Origin of the sequence: Nostoc sp. (genome assembly GCF_036919895.1) — a bacterium.
Taxonomy (GTDB): domain Bacteria; phylum Cyanobacteriota; class Cyanobacteriia; order Cyanobacteriales; family Nostocaceae; genus Nostoc.
In genome coordinates, this window is record NZ_JBALBW010000011.1 from 1 (window position 1) to 25,341 (window position 25,341).

The 25,341-nt window shown below is 42.0% G+C and carries 22 protein-coding genes; 9 read left to right on the top strand and 13 right to left on the bottom strand.

Annotated elements, in window-relative coordinates; all coding sequences use genetic code 11:
* Positions 1-541 precede the first annotated feature (541 nt).
* From V7K55_RS01720 to V7K55_RS01740, 5 genes are all read right to left on the bottom strand, one after another.
* On the bottom strand, positions 542-2,023 hold the full coding sequence (locus V7K55_RS01720; RefSeq protein ID WP_334827555.1) for an HlyD family efflux transporter periplasmic adaptor subunit: 1,482 nt from the start codon (positions 2,021-2,023) through the stop codon (positions 542-544).
* A 75-nt stretch (positions 2,024-2,098) separates the two neighbouring features.
* Complete coding sequence (locus V7K55_RS01725; protein WP_334827558.1) at positions 2,099-2,974, bottom strand: SDR family oxidoreductase; 876 nt, start codon at positions 2,972-2,974, stop codon at positions 2,099-2,101.
* 292 nt (positions 2,975-3,266) lie between these two features.
* A complete protein-coding gene (locus V7K55_RS01730; RefSeq protein ID WP_334827560.1) occupies positions 3,267-3,437 on the bottom strand; it encodes a hypothetical protein in 171 nt (56 codons plus the stop codon).
* A gap of 77 nt (positions 3,438-3,514) precedes the next feature.
* Positions 3,515-4,417, bottom strand: coding sequence for a S1 RNA-binding domain-containing protein (locus tag V7K55_RS01735; RefSeq protein ID WP_334827561.1), 903 nt, complete (start codon positions 4,415-4,417; stop codon positions 3,515-3,517).
* Between the two features lie 121 nt (positions 4,418-4,538).
* On the bottom strand, positions 4,539-5,279 hold the full coding sequence (locus tag V7K55_RS01740) for a dienelactone hydrolase family protein (protein WP_334827563.1): 741 nt from the start codon (positions 5,277-5,279) through the stop codon (positions 4,539-4,541).
* Positions 5,280-5,550: 271 nt separating this feature from the next.
* Between V7K55_RS01740 and V7K55_RS01745 the strand changes: the two genes are divergently transcribed.
* Positions 5,551-6,534: a GntR family transcriptional regulator gene (locus V7K55_RS01745; protein WP_334827565.1), complete on the top strand. Its 984-nt coding sequence runs from the start codon at positions 5,551-5,553 to the stop codon at positions 6,532-6,534.
* 81 nt (positions 6,535-6,615) lie between these two features.
* On the top strand, positions 6,616-7,203 hold the full coding sequence (locus tag V7K55_RS01750) for a Uma2 family endonuclease (RefSeq protein ID WP_334827567.1): 588 nt from the start codon (positions 6,616-6,618) through the stop codon (positions 7,201-7,203).
* Positions 7,204-7,398: 195 nt separating this feature from the next.
* On the opposite strand, the gene V7K55_RS01755 is transcribed toward V7K55_RS01750, so the two are convergent.
* The 5 genes from V7K55_RS01755 to V7K55_RS01775 form a co-directional block, all read right to left on the bottom strand.
* On the bottom strand, positions 7,399-8,316 hold the full coding sequence (locus tag V7K55_RS01755; RefSeq protein ID WP_334827569.1) for an alpha/beta fold hydrolase: 918 nt from the start codon (positions 8,314-8,316) through the stop codon (positions 7,399-7,401).
* 97 nt (positions 8,317-8,413) lie between these two features.
* Positions 8,414-9,754 (bottom strand): ATP-dependent protease ATP-binding subunit ClpX, encoded by a 1,341-nt coding sequence (gene clpX, locus V7K55_RS01760; RefSeq protein ID WP_334827571.1) that lies wholly within the window; start codon positions 9,752-9,754, stop codon positions 8,414-8,416.
* 9 nt (positions 9,755-9,763) lie between these two features.
* Positions 9,764-10,462 carry an ATP-dependent Clp endopeptidase proteolytic subunit ClpP gene (gene clpP, locus V7K55_RS01765; RefSeq protein WP_334827573.1) on the bottom strand — a complete coding sequence of 233 codons (699 nt, stop codon included), beginning with the start codon at positions 10,460-10,462 and terminating at the stop codon, positions 9,764-9,766.
* A gap of 309 nt (positions 10,463-10,771) precedes the next feature.
* The gene (tig, locus tag V7K55_RS01770; protein WP_334827574.1) at positions 10,772-12,211 is read right to left on the bottom strand and encodes a trigger factor; all 1,440 of its coding nucleotides are present in this window, start codon (positions 12,209-12,211) and stop codon (positions 10,772-10,774) included.
* A gap of 113 nt (positions 12,212-12,324) precedes the next feature.
* Entirely contained in the window at positions 12,325-12,525 is a 201-nt protein-coding gene (locus tag V7K55_RS01775; RefSeq protein ID WP_334827575.1) for a hypothetical protein, read from the bottom strand.
* A 559-nt stretch (positions 12,526-13,084) separates the two neighbouring features.
* Between V7K55_RS01775 and V7K55_RS01780 the strand changes: the two genes are divergently transcribed.
* The 4 genes from V7K55_RS01780 (at position 13,085) to V7K55_RS01795 (ending at position 18,381) form a co-directional block, all read left to right on the top strand.
* Positions 13,085-14,128, top strand: a complete 1,044-nt coding sequence (locus tag V7K55_RS01780; RefSeq protein WP_334827577.1) for an aspartate-semialdehyde dehydrogenase — start codon at positions 13,085-13,087, stop codon at positions 14,126-14,128.
* Positions 14,129-14,261: 133 nt separating this feature from the next.
* Positions 14,262-15,146 carry a 4-hydroxy-tetrahydrodipicolinate synthase gene (gene dapA / locus V7K55_RS01785; RefSeq protein WP_334827579.1) on the top strand — a complete coding sequence of 295 codons (885 nt, stop codon included), beginning with the start codon at positions 14,262-14,264 and terminating at the stop codon, positions 15,144-15,146.
* Between the two features lie 279 nt (positions 15,147-15,425).
* The gene (locus tag V7K55_RS01790; RefSeq protein WP_334827581.1) at positions 15,426-17,198 is read left to right on the top strand and encodes a ribonuclease J; all 1,773 of its coding nucleotides are present in this window, start codon (positions 15,426-15,428) and stop codon (positions 17,196-17,198) included.
* 805 nt (positions 17,199-18,003) lie between these two features.
* A complete protein-coding gene (locus V7K55_RS01795; protein ID WP_334827583.1) occupies positions 18,004-18,381 on the top strand; it encodes a Mo-dependent nitrogenase C-terminal domain-containing protein in 378 nt (125 codons plus the stop codon).
* A gap of 90 nt (positions 18,382-18,471) precedes the next feature.
* Here the strand turns inward: V7K55_RS01795 and V7K55_RS01800 are convergent, their stop codons facing one another.
* Complete coding sequence (locus tag V7K55_RS01800; protein ID WP_334827585.1) at positions 18,472-20,373, bottom strand: caspase family protein; 1,902 nt, start codon at positions 20,371-20,373, stop codon at positions 18,472-18,474.
* Positions 20,374-20,574: 201 nt separating this feature from the next.
* On the opposite strand from V7K55_RS01800, the gene V7K55_RS01805 reads away from it, so the two are divergent.
* From V7K55_RS01805 to V7K55_RS01815, 3 genes are all read left to right on the top strand, one after another.
* The gene (locus V7K55_RS01805; RefSeq protein WP_334827587.1) at positions 20,575-21,057 is read left to right on the top strand and encodes a hypothetical protein; all 483 of its coding nucleotides are present in this window, start codon (positions 20,575-20,577) and stop codon (positions 21,055-21,057) included.
* Positions 21,058-21,213: 156 nt separating this feature from the next.
* Positions 21,214-21,387 carry a 50S ribosomal protein L32 gene (gene rpmF / locus V7K55_RS01810; RefSeq protein WP_094328804.1) on the top strand — a complete coding sequence of 58 codons (174 nt, stop codon included), beginning with the start codon at positions 21,214-21,216 and terminating at the stop codon, positions 21,385-21,387.
* Between the two features lie 272 nt (positions 21,388-21,659).
* Entirely contained in the window at positions 21,660-22,265 is a 606-nt protein-coding gene (locus V7K55_RS01815; RefSeq protein ID WP_334827589.1) for a sulfite oxidase-like oxidoreductase, read from the top strand.
* A gap of 155 nt (positions 22,266-22,420) precedes the next feature.
* On the opposite strand, the gene V7K55_RS01820 is transcribed toward V7K55_RS01815, so the two are convergent.
* Together V7K55_RS01820 and V7K55_RS01825 are read right to left on the bottom strand one after the other, a co-directional pair.
* On the bottom strand, positions 22,421-23,803 hold the full coding sequence (locus V7K55_RS01820) for an aldehyde dehydrogenase (RefSeq protein ID WP_334827591.1): 1,383 nt from the start codon (positions 23,801-23,803) through the stop codon (positions 22,421-22,423).
* A gap of 195 nt (positions 23,804-23,998) precedes the next feature.
* Positions 23,999-25,138, bottom strand: a complete 1,140-nt coding sequence (locus V7K55_RS01825) for a hybrid sensor histidine kinase/response regulator (protein WP_334827594.1) — start codon at positions 25,136-25,138, stop codon at positions 23,999-24,001.
* Positions 25,139-25,341: the final 203 nt, after the last annotated feature.

A 25,341-nucleotide genomic window follows, 5' to 3' on the forward strand; every position in this document is an offset into this window, starting at 1 on the left:
TGCTAAATAAAGGAGGTCTTATTATTAAATGGGAGCGTAAAATTAAAAATAAAGGTAATGCAGTTTATTAAATTTAGCTGCGTAACAGCTTAGTCAAAGAACTGTTTGAACAAGATAACGAAAGTTCAAAAGCTATACATCAGAGTTTCACAGTTACAGAAATTCGTGTTCATTATAATGCCAATGCCACTCATAAACCAAAGCTAAACGATGAAGCAGTTTACGATTTATTTATAGAACTTTCTTCACCCTTAACAGGCTATTTAGGAAGAATAAAAGGCAGTGATTGTAAGAGCGATTGCTTTTACTTTCTCCGCGATTTGCCTATTAACTAAAAATAGTATATTATCCCTATCTTTTCTTACCTTTGCGTCCTTCTCTAACGAGACGCTGCGCGTAGGCTTGCTTCCCCGCAGGAATATGTGGTTCGTTAAGAAAAACCAGCTTTGCTCGTCTATCGTAAAAGAATGCCTGGATTTAGCAAATGATAAACCCAGGCATCGCTTTTGAAATAGCTATGAAAACAGCAGAAGCTACAAATTTACCTAACTGAAAAAGCCTCGTTGAACCGCCGCGTCACAGGTTCAGTAATGAATGTCAAAATTGACTTTTTACGAGTGACAATTTCACCTGTAGCAGCCATCCCTGGTGTAAATTCTACCTCTTGACCACGCACATTAACAGAATGTTTATTTAGCTTAATTCTTGTAGGAAAGACTAAGCCCAATTCTTTATCAACAATTGCATTCGGACTGACTTGCATAACTTCGCCATCCACAATCCCAAATTCCTGGAAGGGGAAAGTCGCCATTTTTACTTTTGCCTTCATTCCTTGACGAATAAACCCAATATCGCGGTTGAGAACTTTCACCTCTAGAAGCATTTCTTCCCCTTCTGGCAAAATTGATACCAATTCTTCACCAGATTGGACTGGCCCCTTAGTGGCTTTGACTCGGTAAATCGTACCAGCAACGGGAGCCTCAATGGTTTCTAAAGCTTGCTGCTTTCTCGCCTGTTCTAATTGACCTTGAACAGTTGTCAGTTCTTCTTTACGCTTGTTGAACTGGGTTAAAATTTCACTTTGGCGTTCTGATGATACACGTTGAGCCTGACTGCGTGCAGCGTTGTAAGCTTGTTGTCCTTGGCGAATTTCTTGGGCTTGGGCAGCAATATCTTTTTCTAATGATGTGACTTTATCTTTAGCCTCTGTTATTTTATTCTGGCTATTGGTAACATCATCTTGCGCTCTGGTGATTTCTGTCTTTGCACGAGTTAATTTTTCTTGGGCATCCAAGTAATCCACACGAGGCACAGCACCAGGAGTAATTAGAGTGCGTAGGCTTTTTTCTCTTTCTTGTGCAAGTGCCAAATTACTTTCAATTCTAATCCGAATGCTATCTGCATTGGCCAGGTTAGTTTGAGCATTGCCAACGCTGCTTTTGGCATTAACTAAGTTGTCTTGCAATCGAGTCAGGCGAACTTTTGCTTGATCGATGATTGCTAATTGGCGATTTGCTTCTGCTTCCGCCCCTGCTTGACGCGCTTGGTAGTCTTGCAGGCGGGAGTTTAAAAGTTCATCTTGCAGTTTCGTCCCAGTAGTTTTGCCTCCAGTGCGTTCTGCATCCAAACGTTGCAAATCGTCTTGAATCAATCTTGTAGATTTGGCTAGGCGGGAAACGTCGCTTTTCTGCAAGTCTGGGTCTTTTTGAATCAGAATTTGACCTTTAGTAACGCGATCGCCTTCTTGCACTTTCACGGCGACAATTGACCCGCCACCCAAGGATGTCACCGGTCTTACCTGTGTGGAAGCAATTAATTCTCCTTGTGCTGTTGCTACTTCATCTATTTTGGAGAAGTACGCCCAAGCGATCGCTCCAAATACGATGACGCTCATCGTTCCTGCTAATAATCTTGTATACAGGGGTGGCAATTCCTGTACTGCCTTTCCCAATTCATAAGTAAGTTGTTCCTCTGGTTGGGCGAATCGCTCTTTTGTCTGTCGTGCTTGAGCAGCATTTACCATATATTTTTCCTTTGTTATTTGTCATTAGTCATTTGTCTTTGGTTATTCACTAATGACTAATGACTTGTGTTTAATTCAAACTGCTAGATAACGCCGTAAAAAGTTGTCTAATGTCTCTAATTGGAAGTTAAAAATCGCTTCTAAATTGGCAATTTCATCTTTTGTACAGAAAAATTCATTTGCTAGCAATGTGCGATAAGTTCCCAAAGCTTTTTGGATTTGGGGATTAAATAAACCCAATGCACCTTGTAACCCATCAATTAAGAATAGTGGTGAGTTAATTATTACTGGCTCTTTGACGAAAATCCGACCAAAAATCCGGGGAATATCTTCTCGTAATAAAATTTCCGGGCCTCCCACTGGTAAAATCTGGTTACGAGCGCCTGCGACTGTCACAGAATCGACTACTATCCTTGCCAAATCATCGGTGCTGGCAATTGAGGTGCGGTTTTTGCGATCGCCAATTAGCAGATACAATCCCGTTTCCCGAAATCGTTCTACCAGTGGCAGCAAGTTAGATGCTAATCCAGATGGGCGTAAAATTGTGTAATTCAAGCCACTAGCTGACAAATATCTCTCTACTGCTCGTTTGGCTTTGAACACGGGAGCATCTTCATATCCGCGATCGGCTCCTAGTACAGAAATGAAGACAAAATGCTCTACGCCATTGGCTTTTGCTTGGTCAATCAGTTCAATATTGGCGCGGTAATCTAAGGATAGAGCATCGCTATCAGAACCGTGGGCGCTGATAATATACTTCACGCCTTGAGTAGCTTTTTGAATATCTTTTTCGTGCAGCAAATCACCAATAAAGATTTCTGCGCCCCGGTGTTCTAACTCGCTGTAGCGCGAGGTAAGGCGGACAAATGCCCGCACAGACTGTTCTCGTTGTCGGAGGAGTCGCACAACTCTGCGACCTATCCCTCCCGTTGCTCCAGTTACTAGAAACATATAAATAAATACCTAAATTGAATACTTTCAGCGTTTATAGTTCTTGAAATTCTTGATATATGCTCAAAATCCCTTGAGCAATACTTAAACAGAGATATGAGCATATTTTTATACTTTGTTACCATGCTCAAAATATCCTCACGCCAACTAAGCCAATAAGTCACACCTTATTTATTTTAATACTCTCAAAATGATCCCCCACATCCTTGTAGATGCAGGGGATAGGAAAACGGGATTAATTTTACTGGCTCAAGAGGTCGATAGCTTGTTCAAGCGACATCTTAGCCTTGTGTCAGTTCAGCAGATTTTCTTGCTGGTATCGGTCAGGATAGCTCATTTTTCTGCCCTCTAAAGTTATGCGAATCAGTGCTGCTTGCTCGTCTGTGGGTGAGTTCATCTCCTCGATCGCAGAACTGATTACTTGGATAACGTTAAAGTTAGGGGAATTAATAAAATAACCCACAATTTGGATTATCGATCAATTTTTGGGCGCTATCAGTGACGCATGATTATACTTTATGCAAACAGTCCACTTCAAAACTATTCAGAAGCTTTATTATTAGCCCTATTAGCACGCGCCTCAGCCGAAGCCATCACCTCATCCATGTTTTCTAGCACTTCGCCAGGAAAGTTTTCCAAAACTCTGGTAGAAAGAGCAACCCGCCCTTTACCCTCATCCAAGTCAATAATTACAGCTTTAATTGGCTGACCAACTTTAAATACCTTTTCTAGAGAATCAATGAATTTTTGGCTTACCTGCTTGATATGAAGCAAAGCCCCCATACCATTTAAATCGACAAACACACCAAAAGGCTTGATGCCAGTCACTTTACCTTCCACCAGTTGACCTAGTTCTAATAAGCTGAAGTTGCTAGAACGAGTTGCTAAACGCTGAGAAAGGATGAGTTTGTTGGTGTTACGATTAATTTCCAAAAAGCCCACAGTCAGATTTTGACCTTTGAGTGCTTCTAAGTTATCACGCTCTGCCAAGTGCGATCGCGGAATAAACCCCCGCAAAGAAAGAATATCGACAGTGACACCACCTTTATTCACACCCATAACCCGGACTTGCACAGTCTGAGCATTTTCCTGCATTTCGGCCAATCGTTCCCAGATGTGCTGAATTTCCAACTGCTTGCGAGAAAGGGTGACTTGACCCTCTGCATCCTGATCTCGGATAATCAAAAACTGCATGTCTTCTTGCAATGGCAGCACCTCCGATAAATCGGTAACTGCTCTCAAAGAAGCCTCATCGCGCGGTAGAAAAGCTGACGACTTGCCACCAATATCGACATAAGCTCCATCATGGTCAAGTTGGAACACTTTGCCATGTACAACCTGTCCCTTTTGAAACTGGTAGTCGTGTTTTTCTAGTGCTTTGGCAAAATCGTCCATTGTAAATGACGAATTGGCTGTTTGAGAAAGTTTCGATTCGGAATTCATGACTTTTGGAGATTAATTTTTATTTGAGATGATGTCATTGAAGTTTAGATTGTCATTTGTCATTTGTCAGTTGTCCTTTACAAATAACAAATGACCAATGACGAACTTGGTTGCACAGTTTTTAGTTCAGTTGACCAAAAAGTTGTTTTACCTGCTCCCAAGCATCTGCTGCCGCTTTAGGATTATAACTGGCACGACGGTCACAGAAAAAACCGTGATCAGCTCCATCGTAGCGAAACACACGATGAGGAATTTTATATTTTTCTAACTCTTTTTCAATCTCATCTACTTGTTCGAGTGGAATGCTAGCATCTTCTGTACCAAAGAAGGCATAGAGAGTGCCTGAAATCTCTCTGGTACGGGTGACGGTGGGAGCGCCGCTTCCTAGTGTGCGGGTGGCAATTCCAGCACCGTAGAAGGAAGCCGTAGCTTTAATATCTGGTAAAGTGGCTGCAAGATATGCGACATGACCGCCAAAACAGAAGCCAATACAGCCAAAGCCATCTTTTTTGACTTGGGGGAGATTTTTGAGGTAGTCAATTGCTAATTGAATATCGCTCAATAACTCTGATGCTTGAGTTTGCATAGCGTAACCTCTGCCCGTTTCAATATCTTCGGGTGTGTATCCGGTTTCAAAACCAGGAGCAGTACGTTGAAAAAGTGCAGGTGCGATCGCAACATACCCAAGTTTTGCAATCCGTTCTGTAACATCCCGAATGTGAACGTTGACACCAAAAATCTCTTGTAATACCACTACTCCTGGGTAAGATCCAGGTTCTTTTGGTTCTGCAAGATAAGCAGAAACTTGAATATTATCTTGCAAAAGATTAACCGTTGTGGTAATTATTGCTTGCTCTGTCATAATAATTTTTACCAGTGCTGTGTGATTAGGCGTGTGTTTATTTGATATAACTATGCCAGTATGCCCAGGTTTTTTGTAATTAAATTATCAATAGACATTTCTACCAGAAAAGCTTCGTATGTAAATAGAATATTTGATATGTAGCAAATGCATCTGTACACAAAAAGAGTGCTGAGTAGAAAAGCAATACTTAATACTCAAACCTCAGCACGGGCTAAAAGCCCCGCTACCGCTAACAGAACTCAGCACTTAGTATTCAGGAGGTTTGGTGATGATTCAATTCCGTATTCAGCCAGACAGCGAAATTCCCGCATCAACCCAGCTGTTTAATCAAATTCGATTTGCGATCGCTTCTCGGCAATATCCCCCAGCATACAAATTGCCAAGTACAAGGGCATTAGCAATGCAAACTGGATTACACCGTAACACCATTAGCAAAGTTTATCGTCAACTGGAGGAAGACGGATTTGTTGAAAGTATGGCTGGTTCAGGAATTTATGTTCGTCCCCAAGGTCATGAGGGCGGTAGCAGGCTGCAATCACCAATTCTCAAACAAAATCCTGATACATATCAAGTTGTCCAGAAAGCACTTGACGATCTGCTGACCCAAGGATGTTCGCTCAATCAAGCCAGAGAGCTATTTTTAGCAGAAATTGACTGGCGCTTGCGTTGTAGTGCGCGGGTACTGGTTGCAGTTCCATCCTATGATATGGGTGCTGGTGAATTGATGGTTTATGAATTAGAGCGATCGCTAAAAATCCCAATCCAGTTAGTAGCAATGGAAGAATTAACAGCTGTGTTAGATAAAACTACCTCTGCGACAGTAGTCACAAGTCGGTATTTTATCAGTAACGTGGAAGCGATCGCAGCCCCGAAAGCTGCACGGGTAATTCCTCTGGATATCTACGACTACAGCAAAGAACTCAGTATCTTGAAAACCCTACCAAAAGAAAATTGTGTAGGCATCGTTAGCCTCAGTTCCGGGATTGCCCGGGCAGCAGAAGTCATCCTCCACGGTCTGCGGGGAGATGAACTACTGGTAATGACTTCGCAACCAAAAGATGCTTATAAACTTCAAGCAATGGTTAAACGGGCTGAAGTAATCATCAGCGATCAAGCCAGTTTTGCGGCAGTCCAAGCAGCCGTACAAGCATCTGATGAAGATATTATTCGTCCACCGAAGCTGATTAAGGTTGAAAATTATATCGGCACTAACTCAATTAACTTACTAAAACGAGAACTAGGTTTGAGTTAATTCAAAGATAATTAAGAGAGGGGTAAAAACATCTATATTGATTCACCTACTTATCAATCAAAGCAACTGTTGAGAGGCGATATGAGTATTCCACTTCTAGACCATCCCATACAAGAGAAACTTGTAACCGTAGCTAACGTTTCTTGGGAGGAATTCAAAGGTATAGAGACACAGTTAAAGGACAACCGCAATGTCCGACTCTCTTATTTGTCAGGAATACTAGAAATTATGTCGCCCATTGGAGATAAGCATGAGTACGTGAAAACAACTCTTGGCTATTTGTTAGAAGTTTACATGAGAGAGTTAGGCATCCGTTTCTATGGTCGCGGTGGTTTCACTCTCGAAGAAACTGGCTATGCTTCTGGTACTCCAGATGAATCTTACTGCATTGGCAGCAACAAAGAAACGCCAGACATTGTTATTGAAATCATTGTTACTAGTGGCACTATTAACCGTAAGGAGTTATTCAAACCCAAGAAAGTGTCTGAAGTTTGGTTCTGGAAATCCGACCAAATAAAGATATTCCGGTTAAACGCCGTTGGCGAATATGAAGAAGTAAACCGTAGTGGTTTCTTACCGAATTTAGATCCAGCTTTGTTGCTAAAATATATCGCGCATCCTGACCAGTACGACGCTGTTGCCGAATTTGTGCAGGCTATCCGACAATAATTTCTTGCAACTAACTTTGATGCGAGAACAGATACTAACTATCTCAATCAACAATGAACGCTTAACAAAAAAATTAACAGGAACTTCCAAATAGAGAAATATCGCCAAACTGGCGTAAAAATTCTCTCTATTTTCCTCTCTCTGCGTTCTCTGCGTCTCTGTGGTTAATTTATTTCTTAGAAATCACACAAGTTATCACACCTGTGGTTCTGGTATGGAAACTTGCAAAAACTCTTGCACTAGTTGCATATAAGTTGGAGCATCTTCCAACATCGGGAAATGTGCTGTGTTGGGAATCATCACAAATTCCACTTTGTCATTCATTGCAGCTGCTTTACGCCCCATCTCGGCTGGAATAATTTTGTCATACTCCCCCGCCACGAGTAGAGTCGGCACTGTCAACTTGGCAAACTCAAGCGGCATCACTTCAGATTGAGCCTTACTAACGGAAGTAAAAATTGTCCCTAAAGCTGCATCGTAATCTGCTTCGAGAAAATCTTGTAAAAAAGCTTGACGCTCAGAATGTGGTATTGAACTATATAAAAATCTTGCCATAAACATCCGGTCAACAAATGGAATTTTGCTTAACCACTTGGGACGGAATTTCACCACATAGCCACCGAATTTATGAAAGGCACTAAAAGATTTTTCGTCGTACTCAAAAATACCGCTACAGGTTAGAATTCCTCGTTCCACTCGTTGGGGGTAGCGATTAAAAAATAAAGTGGCAACAGACGCGCCCATTGAATGAGCATTGATATAGACGCGCTGAAGTTGTAACCCATCTAACAAAGCTGCCAAATCATCGGCGTATTCTTCTAATTCATAAGTCAACTCTCTGATTGCCTCTGATTCTTCTTGCAGGGACTCAGACTCAGCAACAGCTTCACTTGCTTGGGCTATGGTTGGCTTACCACCGGAACGGCCAAATCCTCGCAAATCGTAGAGTAAACAATCAAATTGCTCTGATAAAGCATTAGCCGTATTTTGCCAATACCTAGCCGAACCAGCCCAACCGTGCATGAAAACCATCGCTGGTTTTACCAAAAAACCAGATGGTTTTTTCACCCATTCGTAGTAATGCTCAACGCCACGAACTTTAATATAAGGCATTAGTCATTTGTCCTTTGTCAGTTGTCATTAGTCACTTGTACATGGTTATTATTCCTTAGTTTTTGACCAATGACCAATGACTAACGACCAATGACTATTAAGCAGATTCTGGCTTAGGTAGTGAAGATGGATGGACGATCAGTTCGGCAGTCGATCGCTTCTCGACCATCTCTCGTGTTACTGTACAACGTGTCACATCCTTACGAGACGGTAATTCGTACATGACATCCAGCATCAGTTCTTCCACAATGCCCCGCAGCGCTCTAGCACCAGTTTTACGGCGGTAGGCTTCTTGTGCGATCGCTCGTAAAGCATCTGGTTTAAAATCTAACTGGACATTATCCATCTTCAGCAGTTTTTGGTACTGCTTGACTAAGGCGCTGCGTGGTTGGGTGAGAATCGCCATCAGCGCTTCTTCATCTAGCGGATCTACTACTGCTACCATTGGCACGCGCCCAATAAATTCTGGAATCATGCCAAATTTTACTAGATCGTCCGGTGCTAGATGACGAAGAGTATCTGCTGCCCGTTTTTCTTTCGTTTGGCCTTCTCCAGGTTGCACAAAGCCTATTGCTTTTTTGCCAACTCTCTGATCCACAACCTTTTCTAAGCCGACGAAAGCACCACCACAGACGAACAAAATATTACTTGTATCAATCTGGATGCAGTCTTGATAGGGATGCTTGCGCCCTCCTTGGGGTGGTACATTGGCGATCGTTCCCTCTAACATTTTCAGCAAGGCTTGCTGCACGCCTTCGCCAGAAACATCGCGGGTAATTGACGGGTTCTCACTCTTGCGAGCAATTTTGTCAATTTCATCAATGTAGATAATTCCTCGTTGCGCTTCTTCTATATCCAAATCTGCTACTTGTAACAGTCGCAGCAAGATATTTTCTACATCTTCTCCCACATACCCCGCTTCCGTCAGCGTTGTAGCATCAGCGACGGCAAAGGGGACATCTAGAATTTTCGCTAGGGTTTGTGCTAAAAGAGTTTTGCCGCAACCAGTCGGGCCAATTAACAAAATGTTAGATTTTTGCAGTTCTACGGCATCATCAGCCCCACCTTTGCCACTGCCTTTAGACTGAATCACCGCCAACCGCTTGTAGTGATTATAAACAGCTACTGACAACACTTTCTTGGCTTCGTCTTGACCAATAACGTGTTCGTCTAGATAATTTTTAATCTCTCTTGGCTTGGGTATTTGATTAAACGAAATACTAGAAGATTGAGTCCGTCGTTTTTGAGGTGGTTCTGCTCTTGGTGCTGGTTGTGCTGCCGCACCACTGGTATCGAGTAACTCTTCGTCTAGTATTTCATTACACAAGTCAACGCATTCATCGCAGATGTAGACTCCCGGCCCCGCGATTAATTTACGCACCTGCTCTTGAGACTTGCCGCAAAACGAACATTTTAAATGGGAGTCGTACTTAGACATACCAGCCTCTTATTTCAGAATGGTGACGTTTTCCCCTGCTGTGGGAAGATTTTGCCTGGAAATGACCTGATCGATCAAACCGTAGTTTTTCGCCTCTTCTGCCGACATGAAAAAGTCGCGCTCAGTATCTGCTTCAATTCTTTCTAAGGGTTGACCAGTATGATGAGACATTAACTGATTCAACTTAGCCTTAACATAAAGAATTTCTCTGGCTTGAATTTCAATGTCAATGGCTTGACCTTGAGCGCCACCAAGTGGTTGGTGAATCATAATCCGGGAGTCGGGCAGAGACATTCGCTTACCGGCAGCTCCTGCTGTCAACAAAAATGCCCCCATGCTCGCGGCTAATCCAAAACAGATGGTAACAACATCAGGGCGAATTTGCTGTATTGTATCATAGATTGCCATCCCTGCGTAGACCGAGCCGCCAGGAGAATTAACATACATTTGAATGTCTTTCTCTGAGTCTTCGGAGTCTAGGAATAACAATTGAGCCACAATTGAGTTGGCTACGGCATCGTCTATTGGCGTTCCTAAAAAGATAATCCGCTCTCGCAGCAGGCGGGAGTAGATGTCGAAAGCCCTTTCTCCCATACCAGACTGTTCTACCACCATCGGCACGATGTTGCTAGGGCTGTTCAACTGGGAGTTGATGTTTACTCGACTTTGGTTGCTGATGGGGTAGTTTCCCGACTGCGATACAAGCATACAAGCTTTCTGTGACGATAATTTAGGACAGATGTTTCAGCAGCAAATGCTGCCTTTTCAACGAATGGGATTTTTATAGCTACGTGTTAACCATTATGCCTCATATAACTTCCTCTCGTGTAACACAGTATCAAGCTCAGTCCATAACATGTGTCACAATTTGCCAAAAATTCATTAATTCTTTAAATTATTTTGACTTTATCCAAGTGGGAATTGGTTATTTTCTACATACTCCCTGCTCTCTTACCTTACCCATTTCACCAGTACTTTAACTCAGGACTGGTGAACTTATGGCTGTGGGATTTTCTCTTATCCTTCTGTAACTTCTGTAGAAACTTCGCTGTTGTCTTCTTCTGTCTGAGGTACATCAGCCTCACCATCGGATTCTGCGGCTTCCTCTTCTTCGGCGAGACTCAAGGAACCTTCAGGTACAAGTTCAACTGATGAATGTTCTAAAAGCCAATCAATGGTTTTTTCGGTTAGTAGTTCGTTTTCCACGATTGAGCGTAATCTATCTTCATCAACGTCCTGCTCCTCTGAGTACTGTTCCAAAAGTTCTTTGACTCTGGCTGCAATTTCTTCTGGTGTTACCTCAATAGATTCGCGTTTACCGACTTCCCGCAAGGATAAGGAACGTTTGATGCGTTCAATGGCCTCAGTACGCGATCGCTCCCGCAATTGAGGAATAATATCTTGAGTAAACAACTTCCTTACATCCAATCCCTGCTGAGACAGGCGCATTGCTGTTTGAGTTAGCATTGCATCCACTTCTTGCTCAACCAAGGTTAGTGGTAAGTCAACTTCTACATGCTTAAGCAGTTCCGTTAACAACGCTTCCTGCTTATTTGTTTTTGTTTTATCGTCCGCCTCTTTTTGATATCGCTCTACCAAAGAAGCGCGTAATTCCTCTAAGGTTTCAAAATCGCTGATTTCTTGGGCGAAATCGTCATTGATTTCTGGTAGTTCTTTTTCCTTCAGTTCTTTGAGCGTCACTGTAAAATTTGCCGCTTTTCCAGCTAAATCTTCATTAGCATAGGGATCTGGAAACTGCGCCGCAATTTCTTTGGTTTCTTCAGGATTCATCCCTACTATTCCCGAAATAAAGCCCGGAATAAACTTATCTTCCTGCAACTCAACTTTAAAATCAGTTGCTTCGGCTCCAGGAATCGGTTCTAGTTCAGCTGTTTCGTCTTCGCCCTCAGCTTTGGCGAATGAACCTTTAAAATCGACTACAGCAATATCGCCGATTTGGGCTGCACGTCCTTCCACAGGGATCAATGTCGCTAATTCTTGACGTTCCTTGTCTAGGCTACTCTCCACTTGTTCTGGATTGTACTTGACTTCTTCAGCTTGGAAAAGCAAATCAGTGTACTGCACTAGATTTACTTCTGGTTCTACATCGACAGCAGCCGAAATCGTCAGAGGTTTTCCAGGTTCATAATTCTGAATCAAATCCTCAAAAGAGGAGCGCAATTGCGGCTGACCTATCGCCGGGATAGCTTCTTGTTTAACTGCTTGCTCAATGCCATCTTGAATTAGTTCTTCCAGCGCTGCTGCTTTGATACGAGTCGTACCCAGCCTTTGTAGTAATATCGGCCGAGGTACCTTGCCTTTACGAAACCCAGGAATATTGGCAGTACTCGCTAAGTTTTTAATGACCTGTTCGTAAGTTTGCTTGGTAATTTCCGGCGTAATCTCTATTTCCAGGCCAATTTGGCTGGCGGGAAGTTTTTCCTGGGTAACTTTCATGCTTCGTCTCTAGTTTTCTGGTATTTTAATCTCCTAGTACACACAAGACGCAATAATTGTTCGCGTTTATGGCTTGATGTCTCTTAGGGAGGATGGGAGGTTGTTACAAGGCTTCATGACATCCAAGGATGGATGGTGTGTCCTGGCACAGAGATCCAGTTTACTGCCAATGACCAAGGACTTGACAATTTACCGTTATAACAATTATTGACATTCCCAGAGCTAAGAGCGTCTGGGGTTTCTTGCCTAATATTTGTAATAGTTGCTGAATCATTGCGAATTTGGAAGGTTTTTATCCCGATTCTCCAGTCCATAATCTTCAGTGAGTCTGAATTTAGTACTGGAAAGCAAAGTCAAGAATTAATGATTTGGTGGGGTAACACCGTGATATCCTGGTTTCCAGCCACTAGTTTAGTACCTCAAAGTTATAGCATTGAGTTTACCTATCTTGTGGTAAAGGAGTAAATTTCCTGCCTAGCTGCATAGATTTATTTTTTAATGGGTTGCCGATTTTATAACATTTGCATGATAATACATTCATCATCCTAGCAACTCACCTTGTAGCAGATAAAACAGCTAAGTGCAGATATTATCTATAAGTTTTCTGGTAAATTGCGCTTTTGCTTTGTTGTATAATACAATAATCTAGTTGGGATGGTATGTAGTTGGTCGAATGCAACATTAATTCACTTAATTTAAATAACCAATCAAATAAATATTTATTCAATCTGTAAAACGATAAACTAAATTAGAGAAAAATCTAAATCCATATCTCTTCAATTTTTTTAATACTGCGATCGCTATTTAAATATAAACAAATTGTCAATTGTTCCAAAAAATTGCAGAGTAAGTTTCTTGAAGGAGGAAGCAAGTTTGTCGAAATCCTATCGTTTGGCTATTTTGGGAGCGACTGGTGCTGTTGGCACAGAGTTGCTGGAGTTATTAGAAAGCCGTAATTTTCCCATTGGTGACTTGAAATTATTGGCATCAGAGCGGAGTGTCGGGCGATCGCTCCGGTTTAAAGGTGAAAATATCCCAATAGAGTCGGTGAGCGATCGCGCCTTTGAAAATGTCGATATAGTACTAGCTAGTGCAGGTGGTTCCACATCCAAAACTTGGGCAGCAGCTGCTGTGGAAAAGGGTGCAGTGGTAATTGACAACTCCAGTGCCTTTCGGATGAACCCGGAAGTTCCCTTAATAGTGCCAGAGGTGAATCCCCAAGCCGCAGCTAATCACCAAGGCATTATTGCTAACCCTAACTGCACAACAATTTTGATGGCTGTGGCAGTATGGCCATTGCACAAAGTCAAACCAGTGCAACGCATCGTGGCTTCAACCTACCAATCTGCTAGTGGTGCTGGTGCTAGAGCAATGGCAGAAGTCAAAACCCAAACAAGCGCTATACTACAAGGACAGCCGCCAGTTGCCGAGGTATTGCCTTACCCACTGGCATTTAATTTATTCCCGCATAACTCACCATTAAACGATTTGGGTTATTGTGAGGAAGAAATGAAAATGGTCAACGAAACCCGAAAAATATTTGGCACGCAGCAAATCAGAATCACTGCAACCTGTATACGGGTTCCCGTACTCCGCGCCCATTCAGAAGCCATTAACTTAGAATTTGAGACTCCCTTTAGTGCAGAGGAAGCCAGAGAAATTTTAAATTCCTCCCCTGGAGTGAAATTGGTAGAAGATTGGGAAACTAATCATTTTCCGATGCCAATTGAAGCAACTGGTAAAGATGAAGTATTAGTGGGAAGAATCCGTCAGGATATTTCTCATCCTTGTGGCTTGGAATTATGGTTGTGCGGCGACCAAATCCGCAAAGGTGCAGCACTCAATGCAATACAAATCGCCGAGTTACTGGTAGAAAAAAATCTACTCACATCTGCTAAGGCTTATGTTTCAAGCTAGTAATTAGTAAGAATAAATAACTAATGAAAAAGACCCAATGTGCAAATCACTGTTGAAAGCAGTTTGCAGATAGGTTATCACAATAGGAAACCACCAAGATACGAAAATATGGGTAATCAGGAGTGAAAACAGGGTGGGAGATTTTGGTAATGTTTTAACCGCTATGATTACGCCGTTTAAAGCAGACGGTAGTGTAGATTATGGTGTAGCGGCAGAATTGGCGGCGCATCTAGCTAACAACGGTACAGATACATTAGTGGTGTGCGGCACAACCGGAGAATCCCCTACCCTGACTTGGGATGAGGAATACCAGTTGTTTGTCGAAGTATTACAGTCCGTGGCAGGAAAAGCCAAGGTAATTGCAGGTTGTGGTTCAAATTCCACCAAAGAAGCGATCGCTGCAACTCAAAAAGCGTCTAAGATAGGAGTACATGGTTCCTTACAAGTCGTTCCTTATTACAACAAACCGCCACAAGCGGGATTGGAAGCGCACTTTCAGGCAATAGCACAAGCCTGTCCCGACTTACCATTGTTGTTATACAATGTCCCAGGTCGTACCGGACAAAACCTTCAGCCAGAAACAGTTGCCCGGTTAGCGAAGGTTAGTAATATTGTTGGGATTAAAGAATCCACTGGTAACATAGATCAGGCAAGCGAAATTCGTCGCTTGACACCAAAAGAATTCCACATCTATTCTGGTGATGATTACATGACTTTGCCCTTGTTAGCGATCGGGGCTAAAGGTGTGGTTAGTGTGGCTTCTCATCTTGTAGGAAACCAACTACAGCAGATGATCCAAGCTTTTCTTGCGGGAAAAATTGAGGTAGCAAGCGACATTCATCTCCAACTCTTCCCGTTGTTTAAAGCTTTATTTCTCACTTCAAATCCCATTCCAGTGAAAAAAGCATTGAAACTTCAAGGTTGGAAGGTTGGTTCAACTCGTCCGCCGCTATGTGAAGCTGATTTAGAAGTAAGTCAAAAGCTAGAAGCGGTTCTGAAAGAACTTAGTTTAATCTAGTCACCATCTGGTTAAGCGTTGCCGAACTGCTACTTTTTAAAGATACATATAAACAATGACCATAATTGTTCATAAGTTGTAATTTAAAAACCTGTGCTAAGACTGATAGATATACTATGAATTCTTCAGTTTACAGTCGATTTTATTGAATAAAAAATTGAAAATTTCAATTAAAACTTGATTGCTTTCAGACTGGCTTAAGAGGCAAGTGATGTTGTCTTAAATACAAGTTCGTTAACTATCAACTTAATTCACCACACGTAACAATCTCAGGAGAAAATGGCTAAAAACGAAGCTAATAATTCCGCCTTGAAAATTATTCCTTTGGGCGGTTTGCACGAAATTGGGAAAAATACCTGTCTTTTTGAGTATGACGATGAAATTATCCTGTTAGATGCAGGATTGGCTTTTCCCACAGAGGCGATGCATGGAGTAAATATTGTTCTGCCAGATACGACCTATCTGCGGGAAAATCGCCATAAAATTAAAGGGATGATCGTTACTCACGGTCATGAAGACCATATTGGCGGCATTGCTTTTCATCTCAAGCAATTTGATATTCCCGTAATTTATGGGCCCAGACTAGCAATGGCAATGCTAGAGGGTAAATTGGAAGAAGCAGGAGTCCGCGATCGCACAGAAATTAGAACAGTTCTACCACGAGATGTAGTCCGAATTGGCAAAAACTTTTTAGTCGAATATATCCGTAACACCCACTCCATCGCTGATAGTTTCACTGTTGCCATTCAGACTCCCCTTGGTGTAGTCATTCACACAGGGGATTTTAAAATCGATCACACCCCAGTGGATGGTGAAAAGTTTGATTTGCAACGCCTAGCAGAACATGGCGAAAAAGGCGTTCTTTGCCTTCTAAGTGATTCTACTAACGCCGAAATACCAGGATTTACACCCTCGGAACGTTCAGTTTATCCGAATCTAGAAAGAGTATTTAGTCAAGCCTCTGGACGATTATTCGTCACAACCTTTGCTTCTAGCGTCCATCGCATCAACATGATTTTGGATATCGCCAAAAAGCAAAACCGTGTAGTGACGATTGTGGGACGTTCCATGCTGAACTTGATTGCTCATGCCCGTAATTTAGGTTACATCAAGTGTGAAGATAATTTGCTGCAACCATTGCACGCAGTCCGCAATCTACCTGACGAAAGAGTACTAATTTTAACTACAGGTTCTCAGGGTGAAACGATGGCGGCAATGACCCGCATTGCTAATAAAGAACATCCTCATATTAAAATCCGCGAAGGAGATACGGTAGTATTCTCTGCTAACCCAATTCCCGGAAATACGATCGCAGTAGTCAACACCATTGATAAATTAATGATTCAAGGTGCAAAAGTGGTCTATGGTCGGGATAAAGGGATTCACGTCTCCGGTCACGGCTGTCAGGAAGAACAAAAGCTGATGATTGCCTTAACTCGACCCAAGTTCTTTGTGCCATTTCACGGCGAACATCGGATGCTAGTGAAGCACGCAGAAACGGCTCAGAGTATGGGCATTCCCGCAGAAAACATGATCATTATTCAGAATGGTGATATTGTCGAACTGACTGAAGATGCCATTCGCGTCGCTGGTAAAGTGCCATCTGGTATTGAATTAGTGGATACTACCAGTTCGGGTATGGTAAGTTCCAAAGTTTTACAAGAAAGGCAACGCATGGCTTCAGAAGGGATTATTACCATTGCAGCAGCCATTGATTGGAATGGTAAACTGTTGGCAAAACCAGAAACTCACCTCCGGGGTGTAGTTACAAGTGTAGAGCGATCGCTGTTACAAACTTGGGTAAAACAACGCATTGAAGAAATCCTCAGTGTGCGCTGGACAGAATTTGCTCCTGAGCAAGGTGAAGCAGCAGATATAGACTGGGGTGGATTGCAAGGTACTTTAGAACGAGAATTGCAACGTTCCATCCGCCGGGAATTGCAATGTCAGCCATCTGTGACTTTGTTGATGCAAATCCCTGATGAGCCACCTGTAAAAGTTGCTGATGGTAGAAGACGACGCACTAGGACTGCTGCTCAAGTAGCATCGTAGAGAATTTAAGGTAAAATTTCACGCAGAGCGCAGAGACGTAGGTTTTTCTAACGTCTTTGCGCTTTGGTCTTAAATACAGTCAAGGTTTACGCAAACAATAGTCAAAAAGAAAGATTTTCAGGTAGGGGCAATTCATGAATTGCCCCTACAACTTATAGTTATAGTTATTGGAAGCGATCGCTATGACTAAAACACCAATAAAAATTAGTACTCTTGATGAGTACATCAATTTTGATGATGGCAACTAGCCTCTCTACATCTCCAGTCTTCAGCCAGCAATGCAATACGGTTCGCTTAAGGTTATTTGATGAAAATAATAGACCCCAAAGACGCGATAAATCGCGGTCAGGACTATTTATTGTAAAGACGGCGATTTATCGCGTCTCTTGCCTTAACCGAACAATATTGGCCAGCAATGAACAAGACACACTTACGTGAGAAAGTGGGAACACTGAGCGGAAAAATGCCTTCTAGGGTATTACTGATGTTTATACTTAGCAAAAAAACTTTTAGAGAGACCCTATATTAAGTTCTGTAAATGTTACACTAAAACCTATCCAATGACTGATGTCTTTACTAAAATCTAAACTATATCAAGTTATGAACAAGATCGTAATATTACACTACCGATCCCCAGAAATTTGCGATTAACTTGACGTAGTAATGAATTAGGTTCTGACTTAAGTGGCTAATCAGGTATTAAATTATATCGCAGTCAGGACGCGATTTTTCCGGGAAAGTTCGTTGCCACGTTGTATATATTCATCAAAAAGGTGAATAACCTCAATAACACAGAGGATAAACCATGAAGGTGTTCGACAATACCACGAAAAAGATTTTTCTGGCAAGCTGGGTATCAATCAATCAAGCAGAGACTACTGACCATAAAGCAACCCAGCTTAACCATTCTCCTTCCAAGCCTTACTGGGATATTCTCCAACCCTTACGGCAGCGATTAGAAAACATTCAAGTCCGCGATCGCCAACTAGCTCACCGTTTATGTAAGGCGATCCCATCTCAGTGTCCCTTTGAGCGAGATGTCAAAGTATTTGGGAAAACCCTGTTTCACATTCCGCCAATGTGCAAGCTTAACCCCTTATATGACGAAGTTGTTGGTTTACGTTTTCGAGCGCTGTGCTATCTAGCCGATGAATGCGGCGAAGATATCTCACAGTACTGTTGAGGGAACAGTTAGGAGTGAGCAGTAATGGGTCAGGGATCAATAATATAACTCCTAACTCCTAACTCCCTGCTATTTTTTACTATTTTTTTATTATTTCTTTTGCCATTTTTGGATGGCATCTTGAGCGTCTTCGTAAGCGCCTGTTTCTTCTGGTACTAAAGTAGCAGTCGCAATTGCCGCATTGCGATCTCCTTCTGTGGCGCGACGCTTGGCCAGGTCTAAAATTTTCTCACTCCATTTATTGATTGATTTTTGGGCACTATCAAAGCCAGGTTGACCTGCTGGTACTTTCTTGGCAACTTCGATGGCCCGATTGTAGGTAGATGCCTGTCCAGACTTAATTAGGGCATTAGCTGCATCTAAAAGAGTTTTGTTACTCACATACTGCTTGCCCTCTAACCGCCACAGGTTAATTGATGCTTGTGCTTTGGCGTAGGGGGCTTCATCTTTGGCGATTAATCGAGCGGCGGCAATAGCACTAGCATACTGTCTTTGTTTAGCACGACCCTCTGCTAAATCTAAAATCATTCGGCTCCAAATCTTAATATTTTCCTGAGCTTGTTCGTATAGTGGTTCACCGGGTTTAATTTTCCGGGCTGTAGCGATCGCCATGCTCAAATCGCTAGCCTGAGTTTGTCTGAGCGACATTTTTGCCAGGTCTAATACTGCTTGATTCCGCTTTTTAGACTCGGAATTAGAGGTTATTTGGGCGCTAGATTGGTTGTTAAGTCTAACTACTGGAGTGCGTAGGCGTAGCCCGTCGTAGACATCGCTTGGTAAATTCTCGCTCGCCTGGCGATCGCTAGCAGTAGTATTGGGTAATGTCCTTGAGATTTGCTTAATTCTAAAAGTTTCTTGATTGCGGAGGAAAACTACAGCAATTAAACCTGCTACCAGTAAGCTGCCTCCGCCCCACAAGATAAACTGTTTCCAGAAAGGGATACTTGGCTGATTTGGTGGCAATCGAGAGACGTAACCTTTGGAGGAATTGGGGATAAATCTTCCCTTTGGATTCACTCCTAAAGAAGTTTCTGCCATTGGCTGGGAAACTAAGTTAGTCGCTGACTGCTGGACTGGTTGACTTTTAGGCTTCTCAACCTTGTGAGCCTTTACTTGCTGGGAGGAGTTCACAGTAGCTTCTCCCCATCTGCCCCGTTCTGCGGAAGTTCTAGGATAATCATCGAGAGGAGGGGCTGCAAGGGCAACAGCAAAAGATTCCTCAGGATAAATTACCGGTTCTGGTTCAAAGTCACTTTCCATTGCCAATTCTGGCAAGATTACCTGCGCCTTTGATGGGATGATAGTGGCAGGGTTTTGGACAGGTCGCCAATGGTGGTGACATAATTTTGGCATGAGCAGACTTAGGTAGCTTTCTAAATCTGACAAGTTGCTGCCATTACCAGAACGCAAAGCTTCTAACAAAGCTGCTGTAAAAAATCCGTGACCTAATTCGCTACTTTCGTGGGAAAATTGCTCTGGTTGACAAGAAAGAATTGTCGCAAGTTGTAGTTCTTGAGCTAGTTCTATTGTTTCTTCACCAACAGGAGCATCGGCTTGAGTGCCAAAAGCGCGGTTGATATCAAGTAGTAGCAATATATTCAAGTCAGCAAGTTGGAGACTTTGCATTAGCGATCGCAATTCTATGCCAGTCTCTTGTACAAGTTCGGGGTTGCCTTCTGCTGGCATTAAGTAATCTTTGCCCTTGTAGTTGACCCCATAACCGCTAAAAAATAACCATACATAGTCTTCTGGTTGCCAACTTGTCGCTGCCAAATCCTCAAGTAGTAGCAGAATATTCTCTTTAGTCGGATAAGTCGATCTATTTCCAATTGGCGGCGAAGTATCCGTCATTAGCAGGCAATGTTTGGGGAGAAAGCCTGCCTCTGTCACCAAAAAATCCTCTAGTGCCTCAGCATCCGCTTGGGCACAACTTAAAGGTTGAAATAACTGATAGTGATTGATGCCAATCGCGATCGCCCAGTAATTTGCCATCCCGCTCTTTGTCAGTTATTGTTTGCTGGTCTTAAAATTGCGGTTGGCTTTGCCAAAAAAACAAAGCTAACCTAATGTCTTGTAGTCTAAATGATTCTCATCGAATCTTAAGTTAAAATGTAATTTTTATTACGTTAGTTAGTCGGAAAATACCTTTTACCCAATTTCAATAACAGATCGTTACTAAGGAGATAGAAGGTCATGAGCAAGATTTCTGCTCACCTACCATCATCGATCGCTCCCTTTTCATTTATTAGCCAAATTGCCAGACAAATCCGGATAGTTCCTTTATTAATTTTGCTCGGATCTACGATTCCTGCGTGGTTTTTGACGGAAGCGATCGCGCCCCAGGTTGTGCGAGCTTACACCGCTAGAGTCGATCTAGCTATTGACCGCCTGCCGGAAGAAAACTATGAAACCGTTCTCCGAAGGGCGGAAGCGGCTGCTAGAGCATCTGCTCAGAGGAGCTTCGACCAAGATATATTGGTGACAGATGTTTCAATAATTGTCTCCGTACAAAATTATGGATCGATCGCACCAGTTCTGACATTAGATGTGAGTCGTCCCCAATGGCGATCGCGTCCCGATGCTCAAAATTGGGCCACTTATTTTAAAACGGCGCGATCGCTACTTTTCTTTGACAATAGCTCTACAGCAGCTAGCAGTGTACCAACCAAAAAATGACGGGTTGAGCTAGACACGGAGACGCAAAGAGTAGAAGATTGAAAAAATTCCCTCTGTCCCCGTGTTTTACTTCAGTCTCAACCACTTACTGTTGTTCTTCACGTCAGTGGATGGACTAGAATAAGAAGGTTGTCAAGAATCACGATATCTGCTGACATGGCTGTTCCTAAGAAGAAAACTTCCAAATCAAAACGAGATAAACGTCGAGCTACCTGGAGACACAAAGCTGTGGTCGAAGCTCAGAAAGCCCTCTCTCTGGGTAAGTCAATTTTGACTGGACGTTCTACATTTGTCTATCCAGCTGCTGAAGAAGAGGAAGAAGAATCATAATTTCCCAGTCAGGCAAAGCATAAACAGCACCAATCTTCTTACCACTGGATTAAACGCTTTTTATTAGCTTTCCTGATTGCATTTTGAATCATAGATACTCTACACAAGCTCATTAGAACGAAAAAATTGGTAGTGAGTAATTGGGAACGCCCATTACCCATTACTGATGAGTAATGATTAAGTAACCATATAAAAAGTAAAATATCTGGTACTGTTGACAACTCAGTAAAAAAGCTTGTAAACACTTTGAGAAAACTTATTTTTCTCCAACTATGCTAGGAAAATTTTTTCATAAACCAGGGAAAGAAGAGGGGGAACGTGTCCCTCCTGGTCAACACTTGGCTAAAGGTTTCCCCGTATTAACTTACGGTGCAACTCCCCAAGTCAGCATTGAGGAATGGGAATTTAAAGTTTGGGGTTTGGCAAAACCTGCCACCTTTAGTTGGTCAGATTTTATGGCGCTACCTCAACACGAATTTACAGCAGACTTCCACTGTGTAACGCGCTGGTCTAAGCTTGATGTCAAATGGACTGGCATTAAAGTTAAAGATTTCATGGATCTGATTGAGCTAGACCCGAAAGTAGCCCACGTTATGGAACACTGCTACGGCGGCTACACTACCAATATTTCTGTAGAAGATTTCATTCGGGAAGAAAACTTCTTTGCCTTTAAAGTCTTTGGTGAAGACCTTCCATCTGAACACGGTGGCCCGATGCGGCTAGTTGTTCCCCACCTCTATGCTTGGAAAAGTGCTAAGTGGATTAATGGTTTAGAGTTTTTAGCTGGTGAAGAACTTGGTTTTTGGGAGCGCAATGGTTATCATCGCCGTGGTGAACCCTGGGCTGAGGAGCGTTACAGCAATGCTTTTGCGTTTTAAGAGACGCGATGAATCGCGTCTGTACAGGAGTTGGGAATTATTCAATTTTAAATTTTAGATTTTTCCTTCAATCAAAAATTCAAAATTTAAAGTTGATAAAGCAAGGAGTTATAGATTTTTATTTTTCACTCCTAACTCCTAACTTCCTAACTTTTTTAACCCAGAAGTTTCTTGATTAGCGGCAATTTGCCCTCATAAGGAGCGTATCGCCATTTTAAATCGAGCCAGAAGGAGTTTTGCAATACACTTTTGTTATGGGAAAAAGTGTCAAAACTAGCTTTACCGTGATAGTTGCCAATACCGCTATCTCCCACTCCACCAAATGGTAAAGACGAGACACCAAACTGCATCACTGTGTCATTGATGCAGACTCCGCCAGATGAAGTTTCATGCAAAACTCGTTTTTGCAGATTTTTGTCTTGAGAAAATAAATATAACGCCAAGGGTTTGGGTTTAGAGTTAATCAACGCGATCGCTTCGGCAATGTCAGTATATTCAATTACAGGTAAAATGGGGCCAAAAATCTCTTCCTGCATTACAGAATCTTCCAAAGAGACATTATCAATCACTGTGGGCGCGATATAACGCTCTGAAGATTGATTTTCCCCACCGATGATAACTTCACCATCTTTGAGAAAGTTAACTAACCTGTCAAAATGTTTTTGACTGATAATCCTGGCATAATCAGAACTCTTTACAGGATTATCACCATAAAACTCTTTTAGGCATTTTTTCAACCCATCTATTAAATCTTTTTTGACTTTTTTATTAACTAAAAGATAGTCAGGGGCGATACAAGTTTGTCCAGCATTAATAAATTTGCCCCAAGTAATTCGTCTGACAGTGTGTTCAAGATTAATATCACTATCTACGATACAAGGACTTTTTCCACCCAATTCTAAAGTAACTGGTGTGAGATATTTTGCTGCTGCTGCCATGATGATTTTGCCGACGGCTGTACCCCCGGTAAAAAAGATATGGTCAAACTTTTCTGCAAGTAGTTTTTGACTAGCTTCCACACCTCCTTCTATTACTGCAAGATAAGCAGGGTCAAAATGTTTGGCGATAATCTTAGCTATGATATCAGACGTATGAGAAGCAATTTCTGAAGGTTTGATAATTGCACAATTTCCGGCTGCGATCGCACCTACTAACGGTGAGATAATTAACTTAAATGGATAGTTCCAAGGGCCAATGATTAAAACAACCCCTAATGGTTCTGGATAAATCCTCGCTGAGTAGGAAAAAAAATCAAAAGAAACGGCTGCTTTTTTAGGCTTAGTCCAGCTATTGATATGTTTTATAGCATAATCAATTTCCTTAACTACACCTATTTCTGTAAGGTAAGTCTCCACCTCTGGTTTATGTAAATCCGCTTTTAATGCCTCGACTATTGCTTGTTTATGCTCAATTATTGCTTGCTTGAGATTTTTAAGTTGTTCAATGCGAAAAGTGACATTTTTAGTTTTGCCAGTTTCAAAAAAGTCTCGCTGATTCTGGATGATATCGCCAATGTTAGATAATTCAGTGGTAATCATTGTTTTGTACCCTAAAAAACTATATTTTTAATGTAGTGCTGGTATCTCAGCAGATTGAATTTGTTAATGTTTAGTGTTTGACTTTCTAATTGGAATATTTACTTTCAATTCTTGGTAGATATTAGTAAATTTATAATTTATGAAATATCATTGATAAAATACTCCGTAATTCATAAATTATAATTGCTAATTTTCTCATTTTGTGATGGGTAAAAGGACAATAAATGCACTACCTTTGCCCAACTCAGAATTCAGCAAAATAATGCCTTGATGTGCCTCGACAATTCGCCGAGCAAGGTAGAGTCCTAAGCCACTACCAGAACTCTTGTGGCTACCTTGACGAAATCGTTCAAATATGGTGGCTTGTTCTTCACTGGGAATACCTGGGCCAGTATCCGCGATCTCAACGCTAATATATTCAACGGAATTGGATTTTCCAGATAATTGAGATTGACTACTTTTGTCTAGCTGGCGTTGAGAAGTGAAGCGAATAGTCACAGATCCGGAGTCGGTAAATTTGATTGCATTGCCGATAAGGTTTGTAAATAGACGATGTAATTCTAAGCGATCGCCCATCACTGTGTTTGACTCTTCAGTAAAATCTAAATTTAGCGACAGTTTTTTATCTTGAGCTAAAGGTGCTAATTCTCCAGTCACCTCCTCTAGCAAACGTCCCAGATTAACTGGTTGAAACGCCAAACTTTTGCGACCCGCTTCAAAGCGATAAACTTCCAATAAGGTATTGACCATAGAAAGCAGGTTGATATTGCTACGGGCCATGATGGCGATTACTTCCTGCATTTGTGCTGATAATGTTCCCAACGCCCCTTGTTGAAATAACATTAACATTCGATCGGCCGCTACCAAGGGAGTGCGTAAATCGTGGGTGAGGCGAGAAACAAAATCTTCTCGCTGGCGGGCAATTTCATCACGTTCATCCATACTATGCTTCAAACGTAAGAGCGATCGCACTCGTGCCAGCAATTCATCTACTGTTACAGGTTTGCGGATAAAATCATCAGCACCCAAATCTAATCCGTGGGCGACATTGGGCGCATCGTGGGCAGTTATTAGCAATATGGGGATATATTGCGGCAATTTCATCTCCCCACGAATATATTTAGTGACTTCATACCCATCCATATCTGGCATCATCAGATCGAGTAATACCAAGTCACAAGGAGAAGCTTTCAATTCTGCCAAAGCCGAAATTCCATTTTCTGCGGTGCTTACTGTGTAACCTTCTTCCTCCAAAATAGTTTTGATCAAAAACACGTTATCAGGAGAGTCATCAACTACCAGAATTTTGCCAGAACGAGAAGATTGTGAAGTCATATCGATGCAAGGTACGGGAGAAAAGTAAATTTTTGATAAGGCTAGCTGTATTTGTAACAATTTGTCTAGCTATATGTGTGTGAATCGTTCTCTTTTGTTGGCTCAGGCAGAGACTTTAGAGATGTTTTGAGCAAAATCCAATCAAGATAGAGTATGAGAATCTGCATTTTCAGAAAGTGGTTGAGACATTGAAAGCTTTCATC

Coding starts and splice junctions, on each gene's coding strand:
- V7K55_RS01825 (WP_334827594.1), bottom strand. CDS start 25,138: ATGACTTCACAATCTTCTCGTTCTGGCAAAATTCTGGTAGTTGATGAC.
- V7K55_RS01720 (WP_334827555.1), bottom strand. CDS start 2,023: ATGGTAAATGCTGCTCAAGCACGACAGACAAAAGAGCGATTCGCCCAA.
- V7K55_RS01740 (WP_334827563.1), bottom strand. CDS start 5,279: ATGACAGAGCAAGCAATAATTACCACAACGGTTAATCTTTTGCAAGAT.
- V7K55_RS01795 (WP_334827583.1), top strand. CDS start 18,004: ATGAAGGTGTTCGACAATACCACGAAAAAGATTTTTCTGGCAAGCTGG.
- rpmF (WP_094328804.1), top strand. CDS start 21,214: ATGGCTGTTCCTAAGAAGAAAACTTCCAAATCAAAACGAGATAAACGT.
- tig (WP_334827574.1), bottom strand. CDS start 12,211: ATGAAAGTTACCCAGGAAAAACTTCCCGCCAGCCAAATTGGCCTGGAA.
- V7K55_RS01725 (WP_334827558.1), bottom strand. CDS start 2,974: ATGTTTCTAGTAACTGGAGCAACGGGAGGGATAGGTCGCAGAGTTGTG.
- clpX (WP_334827571.1), bottom strand. CDS start 9,754: ATGTCTAAGTACGACTCCCATTTAAAATGTTCGTTTTGCGGCAAGTCT.
- V7K55_RS01735 (WP_334827561.1), bottom strand. CDS start 4,417: ATGAATTCCGAATCGAAACTTTCTCAAACAGCCAATTCGTCATTTACA.
- V7K55_RS01745 (WP_334827565.1), top strand. CDS start 5,551: ATGATTCAATTCCGTATTCAGCCAGACAGCGAAATTCCCGCATCAACC.
- V7K55_RS01805 (WP_334827587.1), top strand. CDS start 20,575: ATGAGCAAGATTTCTGCTCACCTACCATCATCGATCGCTCCCTTTTCA.
- V7K55_RS01820 (WP_334827591.1), bottom strand. CDS start 23,803: ATGATTACCACTGAATTATCTAACATTGGCGATATCATCCAGAATCAG.
- V7K55_RS01790 (WP_334827581.1), top strand. CDS start 15,426: ATGGCTAAAAACGAAGCTAATAATTCCGCCTTGAAAATTATTCCTTTG.
- V7K55_RS01800 (WP_334827585.1), bottom strand. CDS start 20,373: ATGGCAAATTACTGGGCGATCGCGATTGGCATCAATCACTATCAGTTA.
- clpP (WP_334827573.1), bottom strand. CDS start 10,462: ATGCTTGTATCGCAGTCGGGAAACTACCCCATCAGCAACCAAAGTCGA.
- V7K55_RS01775 (WP_334827575.1), bottom strand. CDS start 12,525: ATGGACTGGAGAATCGGGATAAAAACCTTCCAAATTCGCAATGATTCA.
- V7K55_RS01755 (WP_334827569.1), bottom strand. CDS start 8,316: ATGCCTTATATTAAAGTTCGTGGCGTTGAGCATTACTACGAATGGGTG.
- V7K55_RS01750 (WP_334827567.1), top strand. CDS start 6,616: ATGAGTATTCCACTTCTAGACCATCCCATACAAGAGAAACTTGTAACC.
- V7K55_RS01815 (WP_334827589.1), top strand. CDS start 21,660: ATGCTAGGAAAATTTTTTCATAAACCAGGGAAAGAAGAGGGGGAACGT.